The 22,511-nt window shown below is 49.1% G+C and carries 24 protein-coding genes and 2 rRNA genes; 13 read left to right on the plus strand and 13 right to left on the minus strand.

Features of this window, described 5'->3' with window-relative positions; genetic code table 11:
• The 4 genes from DSZ37_RS11190 to DSZ37_RS11205 all read left to right on the plus strand — a co-directional run.
• Positions 1–161: ribosomal RNA gene (locus DSZ37_RS11190) — 23S ribosomal RNA — on the plus strand; the annotation flags it as partial.
• Between the two features lie 67 nt (positions 162–228).
• Positions 229–345: ribosomal RNA gene (gene rrf, locus DSZ37_RS11195) — 5S ribosomal RNA — on the plus strand.
• 100 nt (positions 346–445) lie between these two features.
• Positions 446–2,008 (plus strand): DUF6056 family protein, encoded by a 1,563-nt coding sequence (locus DSZ37_RS11200; protein ID WP_109726994.1) that lies wholly within the window; start codon positions 446–448, stop codon positions 2,006–2,008.
• Positions 2,009–2,020: 12 nt separating this feature from the next.
• The gene (locus tag DSZ37_RS11205; protein ID WP_109726995.1) at positions 2,021–3,568 is read left to right on the plus strand and encodes a DUF6056 family protein; all 1,548 of its coding nucleotides are present in this window, start codon (positions 2,021–2,023) and stop codon (positions 3,566–3,568) included.
• 81 nt (positions 3,569–3,649) lie between these two features.
• Here DSZ37_RS11205 and DSZ37_RS11210 read toward each other — a convergent pair whose 3' ends face one another.
• From DSZ37_RS11210 to alr, 8 genes are all read right to left on the minus strand, one after another.
• Positions 3,650–4,249: a dipicolinate synthase subunit B gene (locus DSZ37_RS11210; protein WP_109726996.1), complete on the minus strand. Its 600-nt coding sequence runs from the start codon at positions 4,247–4,249 to the stop codon at positions 3,650–3,652.
• A complete protein-coding gene (locus tag DSZ37_RS11215; protein WP_109726997.1) occupies positions 4,242–5,105 on the minus strand; it encodes a dipicolinate synthase subunit DpsA in 864 nt (287 codons plus the stop codon). The genes DSZ37_RS11210 and DSZ37_RS11215 overlap by 8 nt, the downstream gene beginning before the upstream one ends.
• Positions 5,106–5,253: 148 nt before the next feature.
• Complete coding sequence (locus DSZ37_RS11220) at positions 5,254–6,321, minus strand: branched-chain amino acid aminotransferase (protein ID WP_028519649.1); 1,068 nt, start codon at positions 6,319–6,321, stop codon at positions 5,254–5,256.
• 33 nt (positions 6,322–6,354) lie between these two features.
• Complete coding sequence (locus DSZ37_RS18125; protein WP_278245059.1) at positions 6,355–6,486, minus strand: hypothetical protein; 132 nt, start codon at positions 6,484–6,486, stop codon at positions 6,355–6,357.
• 130 nt (positions 6,487–6,616) lie between these two features.
• Entirely contained in the window at positions 6,617–7,231 is a 615-nt protein-coding gene (locus DSZ37_RS11225) for a TIGR04100 family radical SAM protein (protein ID WP_109726998.1), read from the minus strand.
• Positions 7,224–7,763 (minus strand): SecDF P1 head subdomain-containing protein, encoded by a 540-nt coding sequence (locus DSZ37_RS11230; RefSeq protein ID WP_109726999.1) that lies wholly within the window; start codon positions 7,761–7,763, stop codon positions 7,224–7,226. Before DSZ37_RS11230 ends, DSZ37_RS11225 begins: the two co-directional genes overlap by 8 nt.
• Before the next feature lie 31 nt (positions 7,764–7,794).
• Positions 7,795–8,514, minus strand: a complete 720-nt coding sequence (locus tag DSZ37_RS11235; RefSeq protein WP_109727000.1) for a SecDF P1 head subdomain-containing protein — start codon at positions 8,512–8,514, stop codon at positions 7,795–7,797.
• Between the two features lie 15 nt (positions 8,515–8,529).
• On the minus strand, positions 8,530–9,666 hold the full coding sequence (gene alr, locus DSZ37_RS11240) for an alanine racemase (protein ID WP_109727001.1): 1,137 nt from the start codon (positions 9,664–9,666) through the stop codon (positions 8,530–8,532).
• Between the two features lie 172 nt (positions 9,667–9,838).
• Between alr and DSZ37_RS11245 the strand changes: the two genes are divergently transcribed.
• The 7 genes from DSZ37_RS11245 to DSZ37_RS11275 all read left to right on the plus strand — a co-directional run bounded on the left by DSZ37_RS11245 (position 9,839) and on the right by DSZ37_RS11275 (position 17,174).
• Entirely contained in the window at positions 9,839–10,540 is a 702-nt protein-coding gene (locus tag DSZ37_RS11245; RefSeq protein ID WP_181380305.1) for an SLOG family protein, read from the plus strand.
• Positions 10,541–11,082: 542 nt separating this feature from the next.
• The gene (locus DSZ37_RS11250) at positions 11,083–11,952 is read left to right on the plus strand and encodes an LCP family protein (protein WP_109727003.1); all 870 of its coding nucleotides are present in this window, start codon (positions 11,083–11,085) and stop codon (positions 11,950–11,952) included.
• Complete coding sequence (locus tag DSZ37_RS11255) at positions 11,952–12,719, plus strand: TatD family hydrolase (RefSeq protein WP_109727004.1); 768 nt, start codon at positions 11,952–11,954, stop codon at positions 12,717–12,719. The genes DSZ37_RS11250 and DSZ37_RS11255 overlap by 1 nt, the downstream gene beginning before the upstream one ends.
• 22 nt (positions 12,720–12,741) lie before the next feature.
• Positions 12,742–13,491 (plus strand): PP2C family protein-serine/threonine phosphatase, encoded by a 750-nt coding sequence (locus DSZ37_RS11260; RefSeq protein ID WP_109727005.1) that lies wholly within the window; start codon positions 12,742–12,744, stop codon positions 13,489–13,491.
• Between the two features lie 78 nt (positions 13,492–13,569).
• Complete coding sequence (locus DSZ37_RS11265; RefSeq protein ID WP_109727006.1) at positions 13,570–14,508, plus strand: GNAT family N-acetyltransferase; 939 nt, start codon at positions 13,570–13,572, stop codon at positions 14,506–14,508.
• A 286-nt stretch (positions 14,509–14,794) separates the two neighbouring features.
• Positions 14,795–15,880, plus strand: coding sequence for a 3-phosphoserine/phosphohydroxythreonine transaminase (gene serC / locus DSZ37_RS11270; RefSeq protein WP_109727007.1), 1,086 nt, complete (start codon positions 14,795–14,797; stop codon positions 15,878–15,880).
• A 133-nt stretch (positions 15,881–16,013) separates the two neighbouring features.
• Positions 16,014–17,174: a 3-phosphoglycerate dehydrogenase family protein gene (locus tag DSZ37_RS11275; protein WP_109727008.1), complete on the plus strand. Its 1,161-nt coding sequence runs from the start codon at positions 16,014–16,016 to the stop codon at positions 17,172–17,174.
• A gap of 189 nt (positions 17,175–17,363) precedes the next feature.
• Here the strand turns inward: DSZ37_RS11275 and DSZ37_RS11280 are convergent, their stop codons facing one another.
• Genes DSZ37_RS11280 through DSZ37_RS11300 form a run of 5 tightly spaced genes read right to left on the minus strand, consistent with a single transcriptional unit; the run spans position 17,364 to position 19,721 of the window.
• The gene (locus tag DSZ37_RS11280; RefSeq protein WP_109727009.1) at positions 17,364–17,579 is read right to left on the minus strand and encodes a helix-turn-helix domain-containing protein; all 216 of its coding nucleotides are present in this window, start codon (positions 17,577–17,579) and stop codon (positions 17,364–17,366) included.
• Positions 17,580–17,588: 9 nt separating this feature from the next.
• Complete coding sequence (locus DSZ37_RS11285; RefSeq protein WP_109727010.1) at positions 17,589–18,260, minus strand: hypothetical protein; 672 nt, start codon at positions 18,258–18,260, stop codon at positions 17,589–17,591.
• 17 nt (positions 18,261–18,277) lie between these two features.
• A complete protein-coding gene (locus DSZ37_RS11290; RefSeq protein ID WP_109727011.1) occupies positions 18,278–18,745 on the minus strand; it encodes an AbgT family transporter in 468 nt (155 codons plus the stop codon).
• 10 nt (positions 18,746–18,755) lie between these two features.
• On the minus strand, positions 18,756–19,217 hold the full coding sequence (locus DSZ37_RS11295) for a hypothetical protein (RefSeq protein WP_109727012.1): 462 nt from the start codon (positions 19,215–19,217) through the stop codon (positions 18,756–18,758).
• Positions 19,218–19,229: 12 nt separating this feature from the next.
• Entirely contained in the window at positions 19,230–19,721 is a 492-nt protein-coding gene (locus tag DSZ37_RS11300) for a DUF2975 domain-containing protein (RefSeq protein WP_109727013.1), read from the minus strand.
• A gap of 459 nt (positions 19,722–20,180) precedes the next feature.
• Between DSZ37_RS11300 and DSZ37_RS11305 the strand changes: the two genes are divergently transcribed.
• Together DSZ37_RS11305 and DSZ37_RS11310 are read left to right on the plus strand one after the other, a co-directional pair.
• Positions 20,181–21,776, plus strand: a complete 1,596-nt coding sequence (locus DSZ37_RS11305; protein ID WP_109727014.1) for an MBL fold metallo-hydrolase RNA specificity domain-containing protein — start codon at positions 20,181–20,183, stop codon at positions 21,774–21,776.
• On the plus strand, positions 21,773–22,483 hold the full coding sequence (locus tag DSZ37_RS11310; RefSeq protein ID WP_109727015.1) for a zinc ribbon domain-containing protein: 711 nt from the start codon (positions 21,773–21,775) through the stop codon (positions 22,481–22,483). Before DSZ37_RS11305 ends, DSZ37_RS11310 begins: the two co-directional genes overlap by 4 nt.
• The last annotated feature ends 28 nt before the right edge of the window (positions 22,484–22,511 follow it).

Below are 22,511 nucleotides of genomic sequence, written 5' to 3' on the forward strand. Positions count from 1 at the left end.
GGATAAACGCTGAAGGCATCTAAGCGTGAAGCCGACCTTAAGATAAGATATCCCTTCGTAAGAGTAAGACCTCTCATAGACTATGAGTTTGATAGGCTCAAAGTGTAAGCGTGGTGACACGTTCAGCTTGCGAGTACTAATCGGTCGAGGGCTTTTCCTTTTTACTTCATTCAATGTGTTCTTCGCCTCGCATTACGCTTTATTCCTTGAAAACTTCATTAATATTTAGTCGGTGCTTATGGCAATGAGGTCACACCCGTTCCCATTCCGAACACGGAAGTTAAGCTCATTCACGTTGACGATACTTGGCTGGTGACGGCCCGGGAAACTAAATCAGTGCCGACACTCTAAGGACTACTTTTTGTAGTCCTTTTTTATTTGACATATTTCTTTGACTGTGATAAAATTAATAAAATGGAGCTTTATTCTAACTGAGGTGAAATATATGGTTAAATTCATTTCAAAGCACAGGTCGGAGCTTATCTTTGTTCTGCTGTTCTTTATCTACTTCACGATACAGGCAATATGTCTCGTGTATACGTCAGACGATATAAGATGGATAGCTGTGCCGGATATTACAGGGCTTTTCGGTGAGTTCCGTGAAAACGGGCGTTACTTTACGAATATTCTCACATGGGTATGTGCTCACAGTATAATTATGCGTGATGTGATCTATGTAGCATCCATGATGTGCTTTACAGTTACTTTCGCAAAGCTTACAAAGCAGGATCATAGCTTCACATGGATAGCTTTTCTTCTGACTGTGCTGATATTCTTCTTTTCACCCAGACCGTTTTTTGCCCATGTTTTTAACTGGGTCAGTGGTTTTACAAATTACATCATCTCCCTTGCGCTTCTGTTCAGTTATTTTATCTACTGCTCACCGATCTTTGCAAAAAAAGAACCTCGCGGGGGCGTTCTCTGGGGAATAGTTTTTCTTATAGTTGGTTTCCTTGGCGCACTCTGTGTTGAGAATATCACTATCTACAATGCAGTTTTTGGCGTATTTATAATACTTTTCTCGCTGATTACCCGTAAGAAGATAACCACAGACAATGCAGCATTCCTTCTGGGAACTGTGATCGGAGCAGCTGTCATGTTCTCTGCCGGCAACTATGCCGAGATTGCAGGAGAAGGAGATTCTCTCGGATTCAGAAGCTTCGAGTTTGCAGTTGATGATATCATGGCTAAGATATATCTGGAGATAATACCTTTTTACTCGCGTCCCTTTTATTATCTTCACCTTCTGATCTCTCTGTCGGTTTCTGCGCTTTATATCCGTAAGTTCAGGAACTCCGACAAAAAGCCGAAGTACGGTGCTCTCTGTACGGGGATCATCATATTCTACTTTATTTTCACATTTTTCTGTAATAACGCCAATGAGGTACAGATAATGAGCAACGCTTATAAGAGCAGAGCTCTTGAGGTTGCATTCACCTTTATCTATATTCTTGCACTCATATATATGTGTTATGTCCTTATGGAAGGAGAAAGACGTGCCAAGGCGATCGTTTATATCATAAGCACTCTTATTGTCACGGGACCCTTTATCGTTATCAATCCCATAACCAGAAGGTGCTTCTTTGCGGATTATATTTTCTGGTGTCTGTTCACATTCAGACTTGTAGCCGAGGTCATAACCGTATTTGGTATTACCGAGCCTAAAAATCTCCGCAGAGCCGCTGCGCTTTTCAGCTGCGGCGTATTCTGCTGGCTCTCATATTATCATATAGCCAATAAGTACGTTGATGTGCTTCGTGTCAAGTACATAAAGGAGCAGCTTGATACAAACCAGAGACATATCGACTTCATCAAGCTTCCTTACCCGAATACTACATTTGATGTGTTGGGCGATATCGACACCGAGCTTGACCTTATCGAGATTGACGGCGTAAGGCACCGCTTTGACGAGCTCTATTATGAGCAGAACGGCATTGACCAGTCTGTTCGAGACCGAGTCAGAGTCGAGATCAACATGATAGACTATAACACATCCCACGATGAATGAGGTGATACATCGATGAAAAACAAATCTGCTCTTGTAAAGTGGTTCCCGTTTATTCTTATCGGTGTATTTGCAGTAATAACTGCGTTCACCGTGTATATGAACGGCGATGATTATCTGTGGTATTACTCAGTTGAGGACTCTGCACTGGACGTATGGAGAACTCCCAACGGCAGACTGTTTTCCAATCAGATGACAATATGGCTCGTTCGTAGCTATTGGTTCAGGACACTGTTTATAGCAGCAACGCTTGCGGCGTTCCTTATTCTTCTCGGAAAGCTTACAGACTTTGAGAAAAAGCTCGGCAGTGCAAGGTATTACATAGCCCTTTTCCTGCTTGTGACCATTCCTGCCATGACCTATGCGGAGACCGTGCGCTGGATATCAGCCTATACGAACTACGTCATATCGATTATGCTGGTGCTCATATATCTGCTTTTCCTGTTCAGATGTATATGCACAGATCACAGACCAAAGCTCTGGACGGCGGTACTTTTTCTGCCCCTTGCGCTTTTATCGGGGCTATGTGTTGAACACGTTACCATTTTCAATGTCATTCTCTCAGCCGCAGCAGTAATACTTCTGCTGAAGCTGAAGAAAAAAGGCGTCCTTCATTCAGCCGCATTTCTTGCGGGAGCAATAGTCTCATGCATAATAATGTTCGGCAATCACAGCTATTCCGATATCTATGAGAGCGGAGATGCCGTAGGCAACCGTAATTTTGAGCTGGGATTGTCAAATATAATGCAGAACGCTTACTCATTCGTGGTAATGCATTATACCAAGGATTCATGGATGCTGTCCATAGTGATAGCAGTAGGCTTTACAGTGATGTATTTCAGAGCCGACCATGGTGACAAGAAGCCCAAGTATCTCGACCTCTGTATGGTGATATGCTGGCTTTATACAGCCTACTCGGTGTTTGCAGTATGCTTCAGTGACCTCAGACCGAACTCTCCTGCCATGAGAGTAGTTGCCCTTGAGACTGCATTTACATTCGTGTATGTGGTTGCAACTGCATACCTCATCAATGTTTTTCTCAGCAAAAACGGGAAGATAAGGGCGTATATCTATCTTGCGGGAACATTTCTGCTGACAGCGCCTTTCCTTGTTATAAGTCCAGTAACGGCAAGGTGCTTCTTTGCGAATTATGTTTTCCGCATACTTCTCTGCGGCGAGATAATAGTCCCTGCATTTCAGGGGATAGCCTCGGAAAAGGCAGACAAGTTCCGAAAGGCAGCCTTCTTCATCTGCTTTGCGGCTGTATTTGTCATTTCCTATGAGTGTGCAGCCAATAAGTACTATGATGCAGCGCGTTTTGATTACATCAGAGAACAGCTTCAGGACGAAAGGAGCAGAAGTCTCCACATAATGCTTCTCCCCTACACCGAGTATAGCCACGATGATCTGGACGAGGGCATAGGAGAGGAAGGACACGGTGTCGGAGATGTCCTCTACGGGGACTATATCCTGAAATACCACGGCATCGATGCAGATAAGGCAAGGGAGCGGCTGATAACATATATCTCTCCCTATGATTATTACTTGGAAAAAAGTGAATAAAAAGATCAGCCCCTGAACGCAGCAAAACGCTCAGGGGCTTTATTTAAATAACGTTGCCGAAGGCGACACAACAACTGATCACTATTTATCGGAGCTGTGATAGATGATGGGGCGGAGCTGAATGCCGTTAAGGGCGGCTTCCACTGCCTGCGGCAGCATGGAAAACTCCGCCACAAGTGAGGCAGGCTTATTTACGCAGTCGTCCTGCACCATGGGCACGAAATAGTAATTCTTGCGGTTGAAAAGCTCACCTATGTTCTTTGCCGAGCCCATAAGGGAGTCATTTGACGCTATGGCAAGCACTACGGGCTTGCCGCCGCGCAGGTGGGACTTCACAGCCATAGTCACGGCGGTATCTGTAATGGAAGCGGCAAGCTTAGCGGCGGTGTTTGAGGTGCAGGGCGCCACCACCATTATATCTGTCATATTCTTGGGACCTATGGGCTCTGCAGCAGCAATATCCGTTATTACATCCCTGTGGGCTATCTCCGCCAGTCTGCGGCGGTTATCCTCGGCGGAGCCGAAGCGCGTGGACAGCGAAGCAGCATTCTCGGACATAACGGGTATTAGCTCCGCGCCGTACTCCGCCAGTATCTCAGCCTGCTCAAAGCTTCTGCGGAAGGTGCAGAATGAGCCTGTGACGGCGTAGCCAATGCGGAGCCCCTTGAAAGCATCACTCAACAGCTTCACCCCTTTCTGCAAGCACGGCACTGACGGTCTCGGCGATTATCTCTCCTGCGGTAACGGGAGCGGTCTTGCCGGGGAGCCCCAGCGCCCATACCACACGAAGCCCAAGCTCGGAAGCAGCCTCGGGGACTATGCCGCCGGGCTTTGAGGCAAGGTCAATGAACAGGGTATCTCTGCGGAAGCGGCTGAGGATATCCCTGTTCAGAATAAGCGCAGGCACGGTGTTGAATACCAGTCCGTAGCGCCCGTCAATGCGTTTCACAGGCACAGAGGATATACCGTGGAGCTTTGATTTAGCGGCACCGCGGGTGTCTCTCACGGCAGCTGTGACCCTTGCGCCGAAGCCCTTGAGTATCTCCGCAAGAGCTGTGCCTATCCTGCCCAGTCCAACAATGAGGACATCGAGACCGCTGAGTGTCACGGGAAGCTCCTCCAGAGCCAGCTGCACAGCGCCCTCTGCGGTGGGGACAGCGTTTTTCAGGTTCAGCTCCTCGCGGAGAAGATAGTCGCATATACTGCGCCCCTGCATAGCCCTTCTGAGCCTGTCATCAGCCCTGCCTGCGAAGATGCAGCCCTCCTCCGCAAGGAGCTCCGACACGGTATCTGCACTTATCTCGCCGCGGAAGCAGGGGGTGTAGATATTGCCTTTATCGTCCAGAGGCGGAACCGGCAGCACCGCGCAGTCAAAGCTGCCCTTTTCAGAGGGCAGGGCGTCGGTCAGCACAGAGCCCTCGGGAAAGAACTCCCTGTCGAAGCCCAGCACCCTCACATCGTATTCGCGGGCAAGGCGTTCAGCGCAGTAGAGCTGTCTTGTATCGCCGCCTGCGATAAGTATTCTATGTTTAGTCATAATGCTCTCCAATCTGCCGTAAACGGCATAAAGTGATTATCTCTAATCAGATTATTATATGAGACGGGAGTGCAAAATGACAATAATAAAAGTCCCTGAGTGTTCAGCTGAACGCTCAGGGACTGTGTGTTTATTATATATGGCGGGATCAGTCGATGGGGTATACCCAGTTGAATGTATCCTCTACCTTGCCCCACTGGATACCAGTCATTGTATCGTAGAGCATCTGAGAGATCTTGCCGATCTTGTTGCCGTTGATCTCCATTACCTTATCGCCCCACTTGAGGTGACCAACAGGAGAGATAACAGCAGCTGTACCTGTACCGAATACCTCGTCCAGCTTGCCTGCATCGTAAGCGTCAGCGATCTCCTGGATATCGATACGTCTTTCCTCTACCTCGAGACCCTTTGACTTGCATACCTCGATAGCGGACTTTCTTGTGATACCGGGGAGGATAGAGCCCTGAAGCATAGGAGTAACTACCTTGCCGTCGATAACGAAGAAGATGTTCATAGCGCCGACTTCCTCGATGTACTTCTGCTCAACGCCGTCGAGCCAGAGAACCTGTGAGTAGTTCTGCTTGTGAGCCTCGTCCTGTCCGATAAGGGAAGCAGCGTAGTTGCCGCCTGTCTTAGCGAAGCCCATACCGCCTCTTACAGCGCGGACATACTTGCTCTCAACGTAGATGTTAACGGGGTTGAGACCTGTCTCATAGTAAGCTCCCGAAGGAGAAAGGATTATGATAAAGAGGTAGTGCTCACCGGGCTTAACTCCGAGGAAGGGGTCAACAGCGATGATGAAGGGTCTGATATAGAGTGACTCGCCGTCCTTTGAGGGGACCCAGTCCTTCTCGATCTTTACGAGCTCTGTCAGGCACTGCATACCAAGCTCAACGGGGAGCTCGGGGATAACAAGTCTCTCGTTGGACTTGTTGAGTCTCTTGAAGTTCTCCTCGGGGCGGAAGAGCTGTACCTTGCCGTCAGCAGTTCTGTAAGCCTTGAGTCCCTCGAAGACCTCCTGACCGTAGTGGAAGCACATAGCGGCAGGTGAGAGATCGATATTGCCATAGGGCATGATCTCGGGATCGTGCCAGCCCTGACCCTCGTCATAGGGCATTACCAGCATATAGTCTGTGAAGATGTGACCGAAGCCGAGCTTGTCGCCGGGCTGGGGCTTAGCCTTGAGAGTCTCTGCTTTTGTGAATTTGATTTCCATATTATTCAACCTTCTTCTTTAAATAATTAACTGTTAATCTGTTACCGAGAAGTAATTCTTCTCGTAAATGCGCTTGCAGACGAAAACTGTTACCACAGCGGCTGTAACAGCCAGAACCGAGGTGGAAAGTGAAGCTGCAAGGATGATCTTGCCTTTTTTACTCATAGGAACTACTCCTTCCGTCAGATCAAGAGAAATCTTTCAATAAATAATTATACCATACTCTTGAATTATTTTCCATAGGGGAGAGATAAAAATTATGCACAAATTCGCCTGTTGAAATCTGTGTGGATTTTTACTCGTCAAAGGTCCTTACGCGGAGCTTTGCACCCAGCTTTGCAGCGAGCTTTTTTGAAGCCTCTATCTGCTCGGGAGTGATAACGTCCACAACGGACATGATTATCTCGGCTCTGTTCGCCTTTACGCAGTCCTTGGTGAATTTCTGGAGTCCCTCGAATGCATTGGCGAACTTAGGTCTTGTGACCTTCATGTACTCCTCCTCGGTGGGAGCATTAAGGCTTATGGAGATACAGTCCAGAGCATAGCACAGCTCCTTGGCGATGCTCCTGCCGTGGATAAGGTCGCCGAGACCGTTGGTGTTGAGTCTGAGTCTGGGGCAGTGCTCTCTGCTGCGGAGATAAGCGGCAGTTTCAAGGAGCACATCAAGACGCTCGGTGGGCTCGCCGTAGCCGCAGAAGACTACCTCGCGGAATTTTCTCAGGTCACGTTTTCTCAGGTCCGCCATAATCTCGTCCATATCGGGCTCATGCTCCAGCCACAGGGGGTCTGAGCCGTAAGCGCCGTCGGCGTGGTTGCGTATGCAGAAAGTGCAGGCGCAGGGACATTTGTTTGTCAGGTTGAGATAGAGATTATCCCCGACAACATAAGAAATAGTCATAGCTTTAGCCATTTTGTTCACCTTCATTTGAATTATTGGTATCCTTTGCATTGATACACTCATATATCCAGCCTGCGATCTTTGCAGCGCTGTTCATATCCAGATTTGAGATCACGGCAGCGCCGTCTGTTATGGGAGCATTGACCGTAGCGCGGCTGATTATGTAATCGTTGTACCATATAGAGATGACGCCGCCGTTATTAGCAGCCTCCTCGGTTTTCTGTGCGAAGATATCCTTACCCTCATCGTCGAAGAAGATATCCACCACATATGTGGAGTTATCGGGCTGATCGGGAACTATCTCCATAGAGCAGTCGGTGATATGGTCACTGGTGAGGAAGGGCTCTGCGGACTCGTCATCGCCCATGCGCAGGTATATCATCTTCTGCGGGAGAGTAGCGGTGGGTATCTCGGGAGCCTCTGTTGTGGTCACGGGAGCGGTGGTGGTCACAGCCGCTTCTTCAGCGTCGTTCTTGTCAAAGGGATTGCTGCATCCTGTGAGCAGCAGAGCAGCTGCCATAGCTGCGAAAGCTTTCTTCTTCATCTCATATACCTCCTGTTTTTGATAAATGGTATCAGTAATTTATCTCTTTAACGCTTACCTCGTAGGGAAGCGGTGCAGAATCTATCTTCTTTGCCAGCTCAGCGGCGGCGGTAGTATCAAAATCGCCCGATATGATACAAGTGCCGTTTGTTATGGTCTCCCTCACCGTTGGAGCCGACAGCAGCTCTCCGTCGAACCATATAGAAAGGGGAGTATCCGTGCCTGCGAGCTCACTTGTAACATCGGCAAATACCTCTGTCCCGTGATCGTTGAACTGTATGGAAACATAATCACTCATACTTCCGTCAGTCTCAGCCATTATGACATTTTCAGCCTTTTCCACATCGTCATTTGTGAGTATGACCTCATCGTCCGGCTTTTCCCCCTTGCGGAACTCCAGCAGGCGTTTCTCGAGGACCCTCTCTGCGAAGACATCTATATTATCCTTGGGAGCATTTTCTTTATCGAATGTCATGGTGACGGTTTTTGCGTCATAGTCTTCACTGAATTCAAGTCCTATATCGGGTATCTCGTCAGCAGTCCGCTCCGAGAGTATCTGTGATATGCTGTCCAGATCGGCGTCTGTGATATCGCCCTCGGCATGAAAGACTATGCTTCCTGCGTTCTGAGCGGTGGCAGCTGTGGTGTTTGCTTCAGACGCCTTTTCCGCGGACTCTTCATTCTTGGAGCAGGAAGCTGCGCTTGCCAGCACTATGCAGGCAGCCGCCGCCAAGAGCTTTCTTGTCTTCATAAAATTATTCTCCTGTTATTCGATATAGATACGGGGAACTCTCTTGGAAATGCCGCAGACCACCTCATAGCCGATGGTGCCGTATATCTGAGCCAGATCGTCGGCAGTAATTCGGTCGCCGCCGTCGGTGCCGATGAGAGTGACGATATCCCCTGACTTAGCCTCGGGAACGTCGGAAACGTCCATCATGAGCTGGTCCATGCAGACTCTGCCAACTATCCTGCACCTTTTGCCGTGGACGAGTATCTCGCCCTTTGAGCTGAGGAGACGGGAATAGCCGTCGGCATAGCCGATAGTTACCGTAGCGATACGCATTTCGCGGTCAGCCACGAATGTACGGCCGTAGCTTATGCAGTCGCCTGCCTTTACGGTCTTGACATGGGAGATGACAGCCTTCAGCTCCATAAGGGGCTCCAGACCCTCGGGAATGTCCAGACTCACATCGGGGTGGAGACCGTAGAGTATGATGCCTGCCCTTGAAAGGGTGCTGCGTGAGCTGTTGCGGTAGCAGGTGGCGGCACTGTTCATGAAGTGGAGGTGGCGGAGCTTTATGCCCCTGCCTGCCAGAACATCGTAGGTGTCGGTGATGAACTTCTCCTGCCTGTCGGTGTAGGCGATGTTGTCGGGATCGTCGCTGTCCGCAACGGCAAAGTGTGTATAAATGCCCTCCACCGAGAGCTTATCTATCTTTATCATTTCGGCTATCTCGTCAGCGCATTCCTCGGGAGTATCATGCTTGAGACCTATCCTGCCCATGCCTGTGTCTATCTTGATATGACAGCGGATAGGGGAGGGAGTATTCTTCACCAGCTCCTGAGCATATTCTGTGGAGACCACGCCCTGAATGATATTGTACATGGCGATCTCATGGGCATACTCGGGAGGAGTATAGCCGAGGATGAGGATATCCGCATCGGGTGCGAACTTCCTTACAGCGATCGCCTCGTCGAGATTTGATACAGCGAAGTATTTTATACCGCACTGCTCGGCGAGACAGCGGACGATGTGCTCGTCGCCGTGACCGTAGGCGTCAGCCTTGACCACCGCCATTATGTCTGTGGTCGGCGAGTTAAGGCTGCGGATGATATCCACATTTTTTCTGAGCTGAGGAAGCGAAACTTCAGCCCATGCGCGTTTGAGATACGGCTTCATACCGTGATCGGTCCTTTCTTTAGGCAGCTGCTGCGCTATTTGCGGGCGCGGTGCTGCCTTTATTTAAAATTTAATTACAAGTCAAAAAACGTCTTGAAATAAAGCGTGATGTATGTTATAATTTCAGTGTATGCACACAGCGGCAGTTTTTTTCGGGAGAGCGAGGTGTTCCATGCTTTTCTCAATTGATTCGGGAGTCCCCGTGCTTCCGTGTGAAGAAATAGAAACGGATAAGGAAAAGACCATCTGTTTCACGGGACACCGTGAAAACAGCGTCATCCCTTACAAGGGGGAGCAGATATACTACGGTATAACTCTGCGAACAGTCCAGCTGATGCTTTTCCGATACATAGATATGGCTGTTGAGAGCGGTTACAAGACCTTTATCAGCGGACTCGCCGCAGGTACGGACCTGTGGGCAGCCAAGTATATCCTTGGCAAGAAGCACTCTGACAGCAGTATACGTCTTATCGGGGTAATGCCTTATCTCAGGCACGCCGAGCGGTTCAGCGACCGTTACAAAGAGCTGCTTGCCGACGCGGAAAGGGGAGCGGATATGCTCCTGACCACCAATACGGACCCCCTTGTGGTGTACGGCAAGAGCCGCGGCGGAGAGAATACCTCTCCCGACCTTTACAGGGTGCGGAACTATTTCATGGTGGACAATGCTTCGGCGGTGATCTCCTACTTCAACGAGGGCTCGTACAAATCGGGCACCAGCCAGACGCTGAACTATGCAGTCCGACAGGGACTGAAGATACGGCGTTTCGGGCTTGAAGAAGCCTACGGAGTCATAGATGAATGCGGTCCCGATATCGAGAGCATACGCAGGAAACTGGTTTTCATGGAAAACGTGTTTGAACTGCCGTACTAATTATATCACATTATTTTGGGTAAATCAACCGTCGCGGAGAGATAAATCATTTTTTGAAATACTTCACCGCGCTGAAATAACAATTTTTTGTTTATGTTCAAAGTTGAAAAAAATACGGCAGTTTTCACGGAGTTATCACCGAAATACAGCCCTTTTCAACAGTCCTGACAACCGTTTCGGGAAGCTGCGGCAGAATGCCTTGCTTCGCGAATTTGGCTATATATCGTTGCTTGCGGTGACAAGCAACGCAGGATCGGGACAAATCCTGGCCTGAACGCCTGTTCTATTTCAACAGACTGTTGAATTGTGTGTTTAAACATTCACACCCCATTCGTCAATGTTGAAAATGTGGAAAGCTCTGTTGACAACCGTGTTACTGCGGATAAGTTTTTAACCCACGGATTTGGAAAAATATTTTTATTCATTCACAGCGGATATTTTACGGACAAGTGTTATACGAAAAGTTGATATCCCTCACAAAATAATCGGAAATGTAAAAATGACAAGTTTCTGACAATGAAAACATGAAAGGAGCCACTAAAATGGCAAACAGAAAAACCGGATCAATAGCAGTACCCTTTCTTGCGACTATCTTCATCGGACTTATCATAGTCGGAGGCATAGCCGCAGGACTTTACAAGTATCTGGGCTTCGGCAAGCAGGAAAAGCCTGCAGAGCCCATACCGAGGACCAGCGGAATGGTTACCGACGCAGATAACCACACCGTGCTTCTGGTGCTGGACGTCCCCGAAAGAAAGGCACCTCCCACATTCATCCTCATGCGCTCACGCCCCATAAAGAAAGAGCTTGTGTTCATCGGTATCCCCTCCAACTCCATCGCCCTTGTTGACGGCGGTCAGGAGAGCATACTGGGCAGCTACCAGAGCGGCGGCGCAGCTGCATCGGCAGAGTTCGTTGAGAAGGTGTTCGGCGTTGAGGTAGACAGATATATGAAGTTCGATTCCGCTTCATTCAGAAAGATAAGTGATATCTTCGGCGGAGTCACCTACGCCGTTAATGCTGATATAGCAGGCTTCAAGAACGACGGCAGCCAGCAGTACCTCAACAGCGATCAGGTGGAGCAGTTCGTTACCTATATGATGTTTGAGGGCGGCGAGTACGAGCGCAGCCTTATCTCCGCAGACGTACTCAAATCCATGGTAAATCAGGCTGACGGCAAGCGTATCGCAGACAGCTTCGACAGCAACTTCAACACCATCATCAATATGGTGGAGTCCGATATAAAGGCGTCCGACTATAAAGAGCACAAGACTGCCATCAAGAATATGTTCGAGAACGGCACTTCAATAGCGGTTGCCATTTCCGTTGACGGAACCAACGCAGGTGAGGACTTCATCCCCAGCAGCGGCTTCATTGAGAACGTCAAGGACCAGTACTTCAAGGAGAAGTAATGACAGGGATATTCGATACTCACGCACATTACGCAGACAGCGCATTTGACGAGGACAGGGAGCAGGTGCTGGAGGAGCTTCCCCGAAAGGGCGTGAAGCTTGTCATGCTGGCAGGCTCCTCACTGGAGGACTCGGCGGCAAATGCTGAGCTGGCAAAGCGTTACGGCTATATCTACGCAGCGGCAGGAGTCCACCCCGAGAGCGTGGACGAGACCCCTGCGGACTACATTGACAGACTGAAAAGCCTGATCGCCTCGCACCCGAAGGTAAAGGCGGTAGGCGAGATAGGTCTTGATTACCACTACGAAAACTATGACCGCGAAAAGCAGATACGCTTTTTCCGTGAGCAGCTGGCTCTTGCGGCTGAGCTGGATATGCCCGTCATAGTTCACAGCCGCAATGCTGCCGAGGACACCGTGGATATACTGAAGGAGTTCCGTCCCCGCGGCGTGGTACACTGCTTCAGCGGCTCAGCCGAGACCGCAAAGGAGATACTGAAGACAGGTATGTACATCGGCTTTACGGGAGTCCTCACATTCAAGAACGCAAAGAAAGCACTGAAAGCGCTGGCAGAGGTGCCTATGGACAGGCTCCTCATGGAGACAGACTGCCCCTATATGGCACCCGAGCCCCTGAGAGGAAGACGCAGTGACAGCTCCATGATAGAGTTCACGGCGGCAAAGGCAGCCGAGGTCAAGGGCATACCCGTTCAGGAGCTCATAGACATCACCTGCCGCAACGGCATGACGATGTACGGCATAGAATAACACGCAGAAAGGAGGAAATCGGATGTATTACTGCTGCGGAGTCACAGAAAAAGGCGTGATGCCCCATAACGAGGATGCACTGCTCATCAAGGACAGCGTAATAGATTCGGGTTCCTCGGAGCAGACCATAGCACCGCCCTTTATCGCGGCGGTGTCGGACGGAGTTTCGGGAGAGCGCTCGGGAGAGCTGGCTTCAAAGATGTGTCTGGAGCTGCTCCGCGATGTGGATTACAGCGGCGATATGAAGCTTGACGAGGAGCTCCTTGCAATTCACCGCCGACTTGCCGAGTACAGCGAGTCCGACCCGGAGATGCACAATATGCAGGCGACTCTCTGCGGCTTTGCCGTGGACGAGAGCAATAATATCCTCACCTTCAATGTGGGAGACTCCCGTCTCTACCGCTACCGCGGCGGACGTATCAGGCAGATATCCCGCGACCAGTCCCTTGTGCAGCTCCTTATCGACGAGGGCGCCATCACCCGTGAGGAGCGCAGGGAACACGTTCACAGGAACATAATCTTTCCTGTGTTCGGCAATGTTAAGTCCACACCGAAGGTGGACACGGTCAGCATAGACGGGGGCATGGAGTACGGCGACCTGCTTCTGCTCTGTACCGACGGACTTTCCGACTATGTTTCGGCGCTTGATATCGAGGAGATACTTGAGCTGCCGAAAAGTCTCAAGAGCAGGCTCCACCTCCTTGTGGACAAGGCGCTTGAAAACGGCAGCAAGGACAACATAACGGTCATCGCCGTTGTGTACTATGAATAAACCGAAAGAACGGCAAGGCAGTCCCCTCTGAGGGAAGCTGACCAAAGCCGTTCTTTTTATAAATGCAGGAGAAAACTTATGGAAATAAAACGCTTTGATATGGAAAAAGACCTTCAAAGGCTTGAAAGCTATCTCAGGGAATGCTATTACGAGACCGGAAACATGACCTCATGGCTTCCCCAGCGGCTTCACGACCTGATATACAGAATGGATGTACAGTATACCGACTGCGGACTGCCGAGGTCTGCGGACTATATTTTTATGTGGGAGGACGGCGGCAGTATAGTCGGCTGTATTCTTCCCGACGGCGACGCGGTCTATATGAGCATCAAGAAAGGGCATGAGAGCATTTTTGCGGATATGGTGAGCTATGCCGAGGAGAATTGCCTGCCATTGTTCCAAAAGGACAAGGACGGCTCTGTGGACTTCCTTGTCATAGCAAACGACAGCCTTGCTTACAGAGGTGAGATACTCACGGAAATGGGTTACAGCAGGCAGGCTGAGGAGGATTATGACAATTATGTATACCCTCAGACCGCGGCTGTGACGGTGGAGCTCCCCGACGGGTATAAGCTCCTCTGCGGAAATGAGTATCCCGACGAGGCTCTGAAATGGAGCGCGCTCAATCTGGGCTTTCACCCCGAGCTTGAAGCCGTGGGTTACAGAAACGGCATGACTGCCTATGAGTCGCGGAAGAAGTCGTCCATGTATGCAGACAGCTTTGAAGTTATCATAACCGACGAGGAAACAGCCGATGAGAACAATGTGTGTGCATACTGCTTCGTCTATGTGGATACGGTGACAAAGACTGCCCTCATCGAGCCTGTGAGCACAAGGGAAAAATACAGGCACAAGGGACTGGGCACGGCGCTTATGCACGGAGCGATACTGAAGTGCAGGGAAAAGGGCGTCTTGAAATGCTATGTGAATTCCTATGACTGGCGCAGGAGGTTCTACAATGCGGCGGGCTTCATTACCGAGGACTCCGTAGGCTTCTGGCACAAGCGTCTGAAATAGAGTGTTGCACAGAGGTAACTTTGTAATAACAGAGCAGCATTAATAAGCTTTCTTTAACGGAAAAGCGGGTCACCGAGCCTGAAATTATGGGCTCGGTAGTTTTATGCCACGATTTCGCCCAAGGGGGCTCCCCTTTGTCATGCTGTTTTTTGCGGCATTTGACGAATATTTAACAAGAGGCAAAAAAATCATTTTTATATATTGACTTATGGGGGACAAAGGAGTATAATTTATATTGTATGGCAAATACTACCTATTTCATATATCAAACTTGGAGGTTTTTAAAATGAGCAGAGTTTACAACTTCAGTGCAGGTCCTGCAGTACTTCCCGAGGAAGTGCTCAAGGAATGTGCAGATGAAATGATGGATTACAAGGGATGCGGAATGTCCGTAATGGAGATGTCTCACCGTTCAAAGGTATACGATGAGATCATCAAGGAAGCAGAGAAGGATCTCCGCGACCTCATGAATATCCCCGACAACTACAAGGTTATCTTCGTACAGGGCGGCGCTTCACTGGTATTCGCAGGCGTTCCCATGAACCTGATGAAGAAGGGCAAGGCTGCTTACATCATCACAGGTCAGTGGGCTAAGAAGGCTGCACAGGAAGCTGAAAAGTACGGCGAAGTAGTAAGAGTAGCTTCATCTGCTGACAAGACATTCTCATATATCCCTGACTGCTCAGATCTTGATATACCCGATGATGTAGACTATGTTTACATTTGCGAGAACAACACAATTTACGGAACAAAGTTCTGGGAGCTCCCCAACACAAAGGGTCACGAGCTCGTAGCTGACGTAAGCTCATGCTTCCTCTCAGAGCCTGTTGACGTAACAAAGTACGGCGTTATCTACGGCGGCGTTCAGAAGAACGTAGGACCTTCAGGCGTTCAGATCATCATCGTTCGTGAGGACCTCATCGCTGACGGCCCCGCACTCAAGTGCACACCTACAATGATGGACTGGAAGATACAGTCTGACAACGAGTCTCTCTACAACACACCTCCCTGCTACGGCATCTATGTATGCGGCAAGGTATTCAAGTGGATCAAGAAGATGGGCGGACTCGAGGCTATGAAGGCTCACAATGAGAAGAAGGCTAAGATCCTTTACGATTTCCTCGACAGCAGCAAGATGTTCAAGGGCACAGTTGAGAAGAAGGACCGCTCACTCATGAACGTTCCCTTCATCACAGGCAACGAGGAGCTTGACAAGAAGTTCGTTGCTGAGTCAAAGGCAGCAGGCTTCGAGAACCTCAAGGGTCACAGAACAGTAGGCGGCATGAGAGCTTCCATCTACAACGCAATGCCTATCGAGGGCGTTGAGAAGCTGGTAGCCTTCATGAAGAAGTTCGAGGAAGAAAACTCGTAATAATTCGTAATTCATAATGCATAATGCATAATTACAGTGACTTTTTATACTTGATATATCGAGCGTAGCGAGCTCCGCAATTATGAATTCTTAATTATGCATTTCAAAAAAACATAGAAAGAGGTTTACTGAAATGTACAATATCCAGACATTAAATAAGATATCAGCAGTCGGAACAGATGTATTTGACAAGAGCAAGTATGCTGTTGCCGAGGAAATTGCAAACCCCGATGCTATAATGGTACGTTCCGCAAAGATGCACGATATGCAGTTCGGCGACAACCTTCTCGCAATTGCCCGTGCAGGTGCAGGCGTAAACAATATCCCTGTTGAGCGCTGCGCACAGGAGGGTATCTGTGTATTCAATACTCCCGGTGCCAACTCAAACGCAGTTAAGGAGCTTGCAGTATGCGCACTTCTCCTTGCTTCAAGAAAGATCGTTGAGGCAGCTACATGGGCAGCTTCACTGAAGGGCACACCCGACGCTCCCAAGACAGTTGAGGGCGGCAAGTCCAAGTTTGCAGGTCCCGAGATCGCAGGCAAGACCCTCGGTATCATCGGTCTGGGCGCTATCGGCGGTAAGATCGCAAACGCAGCAGAGGCTCTGGGCATGAAGGTTATCGGCTACGATCCCTACATCTCCATCGGAGCAGCTCTCCACCTCGATCCTACAGTAAAGATCGTTTCCGATATCAACGAGATCTACACAAACAGCGACTACATAACGATCCATATGCCTTATACTCCTCAGACAAAGAACACTATCGATGCTGAGCAGATCGCTATGATGAAGGACGGCGTTCGTCTTATCAACCTCGCAAGAGGCGAGCTCATCAACAGCGAGGCAGTAGTAAAGGCTATCGCTGACGGCAAGGTAGCAAAGTACGTTACAGACTTTGCTGATGACGTAGTTCTCGGCGTTGAGAACGTTATCGTTCTTCCTCACCTTGGTGCTTCCACACCCGAGAGCGAGGACAACTGTGCAGTAATGGCAGCTGAGGAGCTCATCGAGTACCTCGAGAACGGAAACATCAAGAACTCCGTAAACCTCCCCAACGCTTCAATGAACGCAGTCGGCACAAAGATCTGCATCATCCACAAGAACGTTCCCACAACTATTGCTTCCATCACAACAGCAGTAGGCAATGAGGGACTCAATATCGAGAACATGGTAAATGCAAGCAAGAAGGACTTTGCTTACACAATGCTCGATATCATCGGTGATGTACCGCCCACAGTAGAGGGCAAGATCAACGCAGTAGACGGCGTTATCAGAGTAAGGATCATCAAGTAATACATTATGTGATATAAAAAAGCCCCTGAGTGTCCGCAAACACTCAGGGGCTTTGTATTTGGCTGATTTAAGCCGTTAGCACATTGTAGGGGACGCCGTTGTCGGCGTCCCGGAAGTTGGCATTGCAGGGGCGGCGTTCCGCTTCCTGATGGCTAAAAGCTAAAGGCTAACGGCTTCGGAGCAGCTGCCTTACTCCTTGTCGTCATCGATGAATTCAAGGATATCTCCGGGCTGGCACTGAAGCACCTTGCAGATGGCATTGAGGGTGGAGAAGCGAATAGCGCTGACCTTTCCTGTTTTCAGCTTGGAGAGGTTAACGTTGCTGACGCCAACGCGGTCACTGAGCTCGTTAAGGCTCATTTTTCTGTCCGCCATAACGCGGTCAAGTCTGAGGATTATCGACATATTCCCACCTCACAGTGTCTCGTCGGACTCGCGCTGGAGCTTTGCGCCGTAGTTGAATACGCTGATGAACAGCAGAACTATGAGCACGAAGATGACCGTTGTGATACCGCCGAGATTTCCCACTATAAGCTTGTATAATGCCCATGGGATAAGCGAAAAACCGAATGACTTCATCTTTTTCAGCACATTGTCCTCAAAGGGCGAGTCGCAGGTTGCCAGTGCCTTTGCAAGTTTCTTGCCGAAGATGACGATGATACTGAGTATCAGCAGGGATAAAGCTATCAGCGCCATTGCGCCTGCTGCCACCAGCTTCAGCTCGGTTCCCGTCAGCTTGTCCAGCAGGAAGCTTATGTCATAGACCTTGTTGTTGTCCTCGTCCCTGTTCTCGGTAACGGAGTATTTCAGCTGTCTGCCTTCCTTGCCGACTTCCACGTCTTCCTCATTTATTACGATGAACTTTTCGGGCAGCTCATGGCTGACGGTCACGCTGCCTTTGAAATCGCCCTTGAGAGCCACTGCGTCCTTAGGCAGTGTACAGAAATATATTGACATCACTATGCAGGTCACCATGCCGATGATGAGTGCGGTGAGGGCTATATTCAGCATTATCCCGCTGACCTTGCCCAGTGTGTTCACCTTCTCTACGTTCTTGTCCTTGTTTGATACTGTTGCATTTACCATTAATAATCCCTCCTGTTTTATAATGTTTCGTCCGATTCTTTCTGGAGCTTTGCGCCATAGCGGAAAACTACGGAAAACGCATAAAGCACCAGTCCTGCCAGCCAGAACAGGTCCGGCTCGATTTTTCCCGAGCCTATAAATACCAGAGCATTGCAGGCTATCTCCATAACGATGAAGTAAATTCCCAGATCGCGGACGCGGTTTGCGATCTTCTTGGTAAAGGGCGTCCTGCCCTTGCTGAGATATGACATAGTCTTCATGGCGGAGATGAACGCGCCCACCACGCCTACCACAAGGAAGAAAATGGCGGCAATGGAAAGTATGCCTTTCCATAGGGGCATATCGTTGATGTCCATATGCACATTGTGTCGTTTTACGTTGTCGGGCCAGATGTCGCAGCAGTTAAGTATGCAGTAAAAAAACATTGCATAGAAAGTAAACCTGCTGAGCTTTTTTATCTTTTTTGTAAGCTTCTCCTTATCCATAGCGCCCTCCTTATAATGTCTCGTCGGACTCGGTCTGGAGCAGGTTCCCGTAGCGCAGTATCTCACCGAAGAAGAAACACAGTGCTGCGTTGAATATTGAGCCTGAGCCAATAATACTTATTTTGGCGAAGCCAAGATACATTCCCACGATTATCGACGGCAGGACTGCATTTATCAGGAACAGCAGTGCTATTATGCGGATAGCGGTGATATTGCCATTAGTAAAAGGTCTGGCGTTTTTGGCTATCCTATAGAAAATGGCAGCTGCTATAATAAGTATGACGGAGCATATGATGTTTGATAAAGCTGTCTTTAGCATCATCTTTTTGACATAGTCGTCGGATATTCTTTCTGTATCTGATAAAAGCTGATAAAAGCCTGCACAGGCTGTCAGGGCAGCGCCGATCAAAGATATTATCATTATGGCGAGACTGCTCTCTTTTATTTTTGCTTCTACGTTTGATCTGCTCATTGTTAAGCCTCCTTATAATGTCTCATCTGACTCTTTCTGTAAAATTGTTCCATAGCGGAAAACCAGCGAGAATGCACATAAAACAAGTCCTGCCAGCCACAGCATACCGATGTGTACGGTGTCGAGGGTGACAAACATGAGGAACGTTCTTACTATCTCGAACACGATACAGCTGACTCCCAGATTTTTGATGGACTTGCTTACCTTTTCGTTGAAAGGTGAATTGCCCTTGCTGAGACTGAAAAGCAGCTGAAGTCCGGCAACGATAATGATTATCAGAGTTGCTGCAAAGGCGATACCGCAGGGAACAGCAGTGAGTATCTTCCACACGGGCATTTCGTCAGCGGCAGCTTCGCCTCCGTCGTATGAGTTCCAGCCGTCCATGAAGCCGTTTACCACATCGGGCAGGTAGCGGTAAGCCATAAGAGCGATATAGGCGATGACGCCGACTACTGATATTCTGCTGATGACTTTGAGTTTTGAGATCATTTTTTCGTTATTCATAATAATTACTCCTTTTTGAACAGTGTAGTTCCTTTCGGAGGCGTCCCCCCTTCTGTGACTATATCATATCACGGGTATTAACGTTTGTCAATGGATTTTTAATGTTTATCGTTAATTATTGTATGTTTGCATATAAATGGCAGTCCTCGGAACGGCAGTCTTTGTACAATTTTTACGATAAATATTTATCGTTTATCATTAAATGAGAGCAGTATTTTATATTCAATGTAGACATCCGCAATCAAATGTGTTATAATATAGTAAATCATAATTTAGCGCAAGCGCTAATAGTGATTAGTGCATAGTGGTTAGTGATTAGTTAATGTGTTCGCTGCGCTCACATTATTTAAATAACGTCGCCGAAGGCGACACCACAACTATTCACTATTCACTAATCACTATTCACTCAAATCAAAATTTAGCGAAGCTAAATTTTGATTTATCACAGGAGGTTATTCTATGAAAATGACTTTTATCGGCGCTACCCATGAGGTAACGGGCAGCTGCACATATATAGAAGCCTGCGGCAAGAAGTTCCTCATAGACTTCGGTATGCAGCAGGGAGAGGACATATATGAGAATGTACAGGTGCCTGTTGCGCCTGCAAATATCGACTTTGTGCTCCTTACCCACGCACATATCGACCATTCGGGACTTCTTCCTCTCCTATATGCAGGCGGATTTCAGGGGGAGATACACGCCACAGAGGCTACCTCAAACCTGTGCAGCGTAATGCTCCGCGACAGTGCCCACATTCAGGAATTTGAAGCAGAATGGCGCAACAGAAAGGCTGCCAGACGAGGTGAGGAGCCTTATCAGCCCCTCTACACCATGGACGATGCTATCGGAGCCATCGAGCTTTTCATTCCTCATAAATACGATACCGAGGTGGAGATAGCTGAGGGCATAAAGGTACTGTTCCGCGATGCAGGACATCTTCTCGGCTCATCAAGCATACTCCTCACCCTTACAGAGGACGGCGTCACCAAGACCATTGCATTCTCGGGCGACATCGGCAACACCGAGCAGCCACTTATCCGCGACCCTCAGTTCATCGAGGCTGCGGACTACGTTATGATAGAGTCCACCTACGGAAACCGCGTACACGACCGCCCCACCGACTATACCTCATCTCTTGCAAAGGTGCTTCAGGAGACCTTTGACCGCGGCGGCAGCGTCATAATCCCCTCATTTGCTGTGGGCAGAACGCAGGAAATGCTCTATTTCATAAGGCATATCAAGAATGAAGGACTTGTAAAGGGCCACGACGGCTTCCCCGTATATGTGGACAGTCCCCTTGCCAATGAGGCAACGGATATATTTATCAGCAACCGCGAGAGCTGCTACGATGAGGAAGCCCTCTCATTTGTCCGCAAGGGCATAAATCCCATTGCCTTTGAGGGACTTATCCGCACTGTCACCAGCAACGACTCCGTTGCCATCAACAGTGATGAACGTCCCAAGGTGATAATCTCAGCCAGCGGTATGTGCGAGGCAGGACGTATCAAGCATCACCTCAAGCACAACCTCTGGAAGAAGCAGAACACCATACTTTTCGTTGGATATCAGGCAAGCAATACCCTTGGAAGAGCACTTATCGAAGGCGCCAAGAGGGTAAAGCTCTTTGGCGAGACCGTAAAGGTTGCCGCCCGTATTACACAGCTTCCCGGTATCAGCGGACACGCAGACGTCAACGGTCTCCTTGCATGGGCAAAGGCAGTTTCGGGAGTAAAGCGCTTCTTCGTAAACCACGGCGAGGCAAGCTCCTCCGAGAGCTTCGCACAGAGACTCCGTGACGAGCTGGGAGCAGAGGTCTACGTTCCGTACAGCGGAGCCGAGTTCGACATCGCCGAGAACGTCATAACCGTAGATGCCGAGCCCATACCGATACCCAAGAGGAAAAATACCGCCAATTACAGTATCGCTTACAGCGACCTTCTGGCAGCTTCGGAGCGTCTCTCCGCACTCATCAAGGACTCTGACGGAAGGACTAATGCAGATATGCGTCAGCTCACCGAGGCAATCCATAAACTGTGTGATGACTGGAAGCTATGAGAAGAATATGCCCTAAATGCGGCAGCGAGATACCCGAAGGAGAGCTCAGCTGCCCCGTATGCAGGGAGATAGATGAGCTTGATAAGAAAAACCGCAGAAAGATGGGCATGGCAGTATATGCAGCAGTAGTTGCCGCAGCGGCAGTATTTGCAGCTCTGCTGCTGACAAGCGGTATCAGGGATTTTTCTGTTGAGCTGGAAAACGCACGACACCCCATATACATTCCCGATTTTATATTCAGGTACTTGCTGCTGCCGACGGCATTTGCAGTATTTACTGTACTGATAGTCCTGTTCGACCGCTCGCCCTATCTCGGCATACTTCCCGTAACGGGCATGGCGGCGGAGGGAGTGCAGTTTCTGGCGCACACCCGTGATAATATCTACGCATTCCCGCAAAAGGACGGATATTTTTTCGGCACAGTGGCTTTGGACTTCTTTTCCGCAGTGCTTGTGGTGCTGCTGCTCATATTCATGTTCAGGCTCACGCGGCGTGACTACACCATAAATCAGAGCAGATGGCTCATAGTAGCTGCATTTGTGCCCGTATTTGCAAGGGTACTGCTGAATGTATGCCTGATGGACCTCATGGAGGACTATAAGTTCGCAGGAGGCGTATCCGAATGGGCAGACCAGACGAAGATGTACCTGCTTTTCGGCGCAGCCCTTGTGAACGTCAAGAAGCGCAGTCTTTTGAGCAAGAAGTAAACCATTATTCATCACAGAAAGGAGGCAG

The organism is Ruminococcus flavefaciens, from assembly GCF_900116855.1.
In the GTDB taxonomy this organism is placed as follows: domain Bacteria; phylum Bacillota; class Clostridia; order Oscillospirales; family Ruminococcaceae; genus Ruminococcus; species Ruminococcus flavefaciens_R.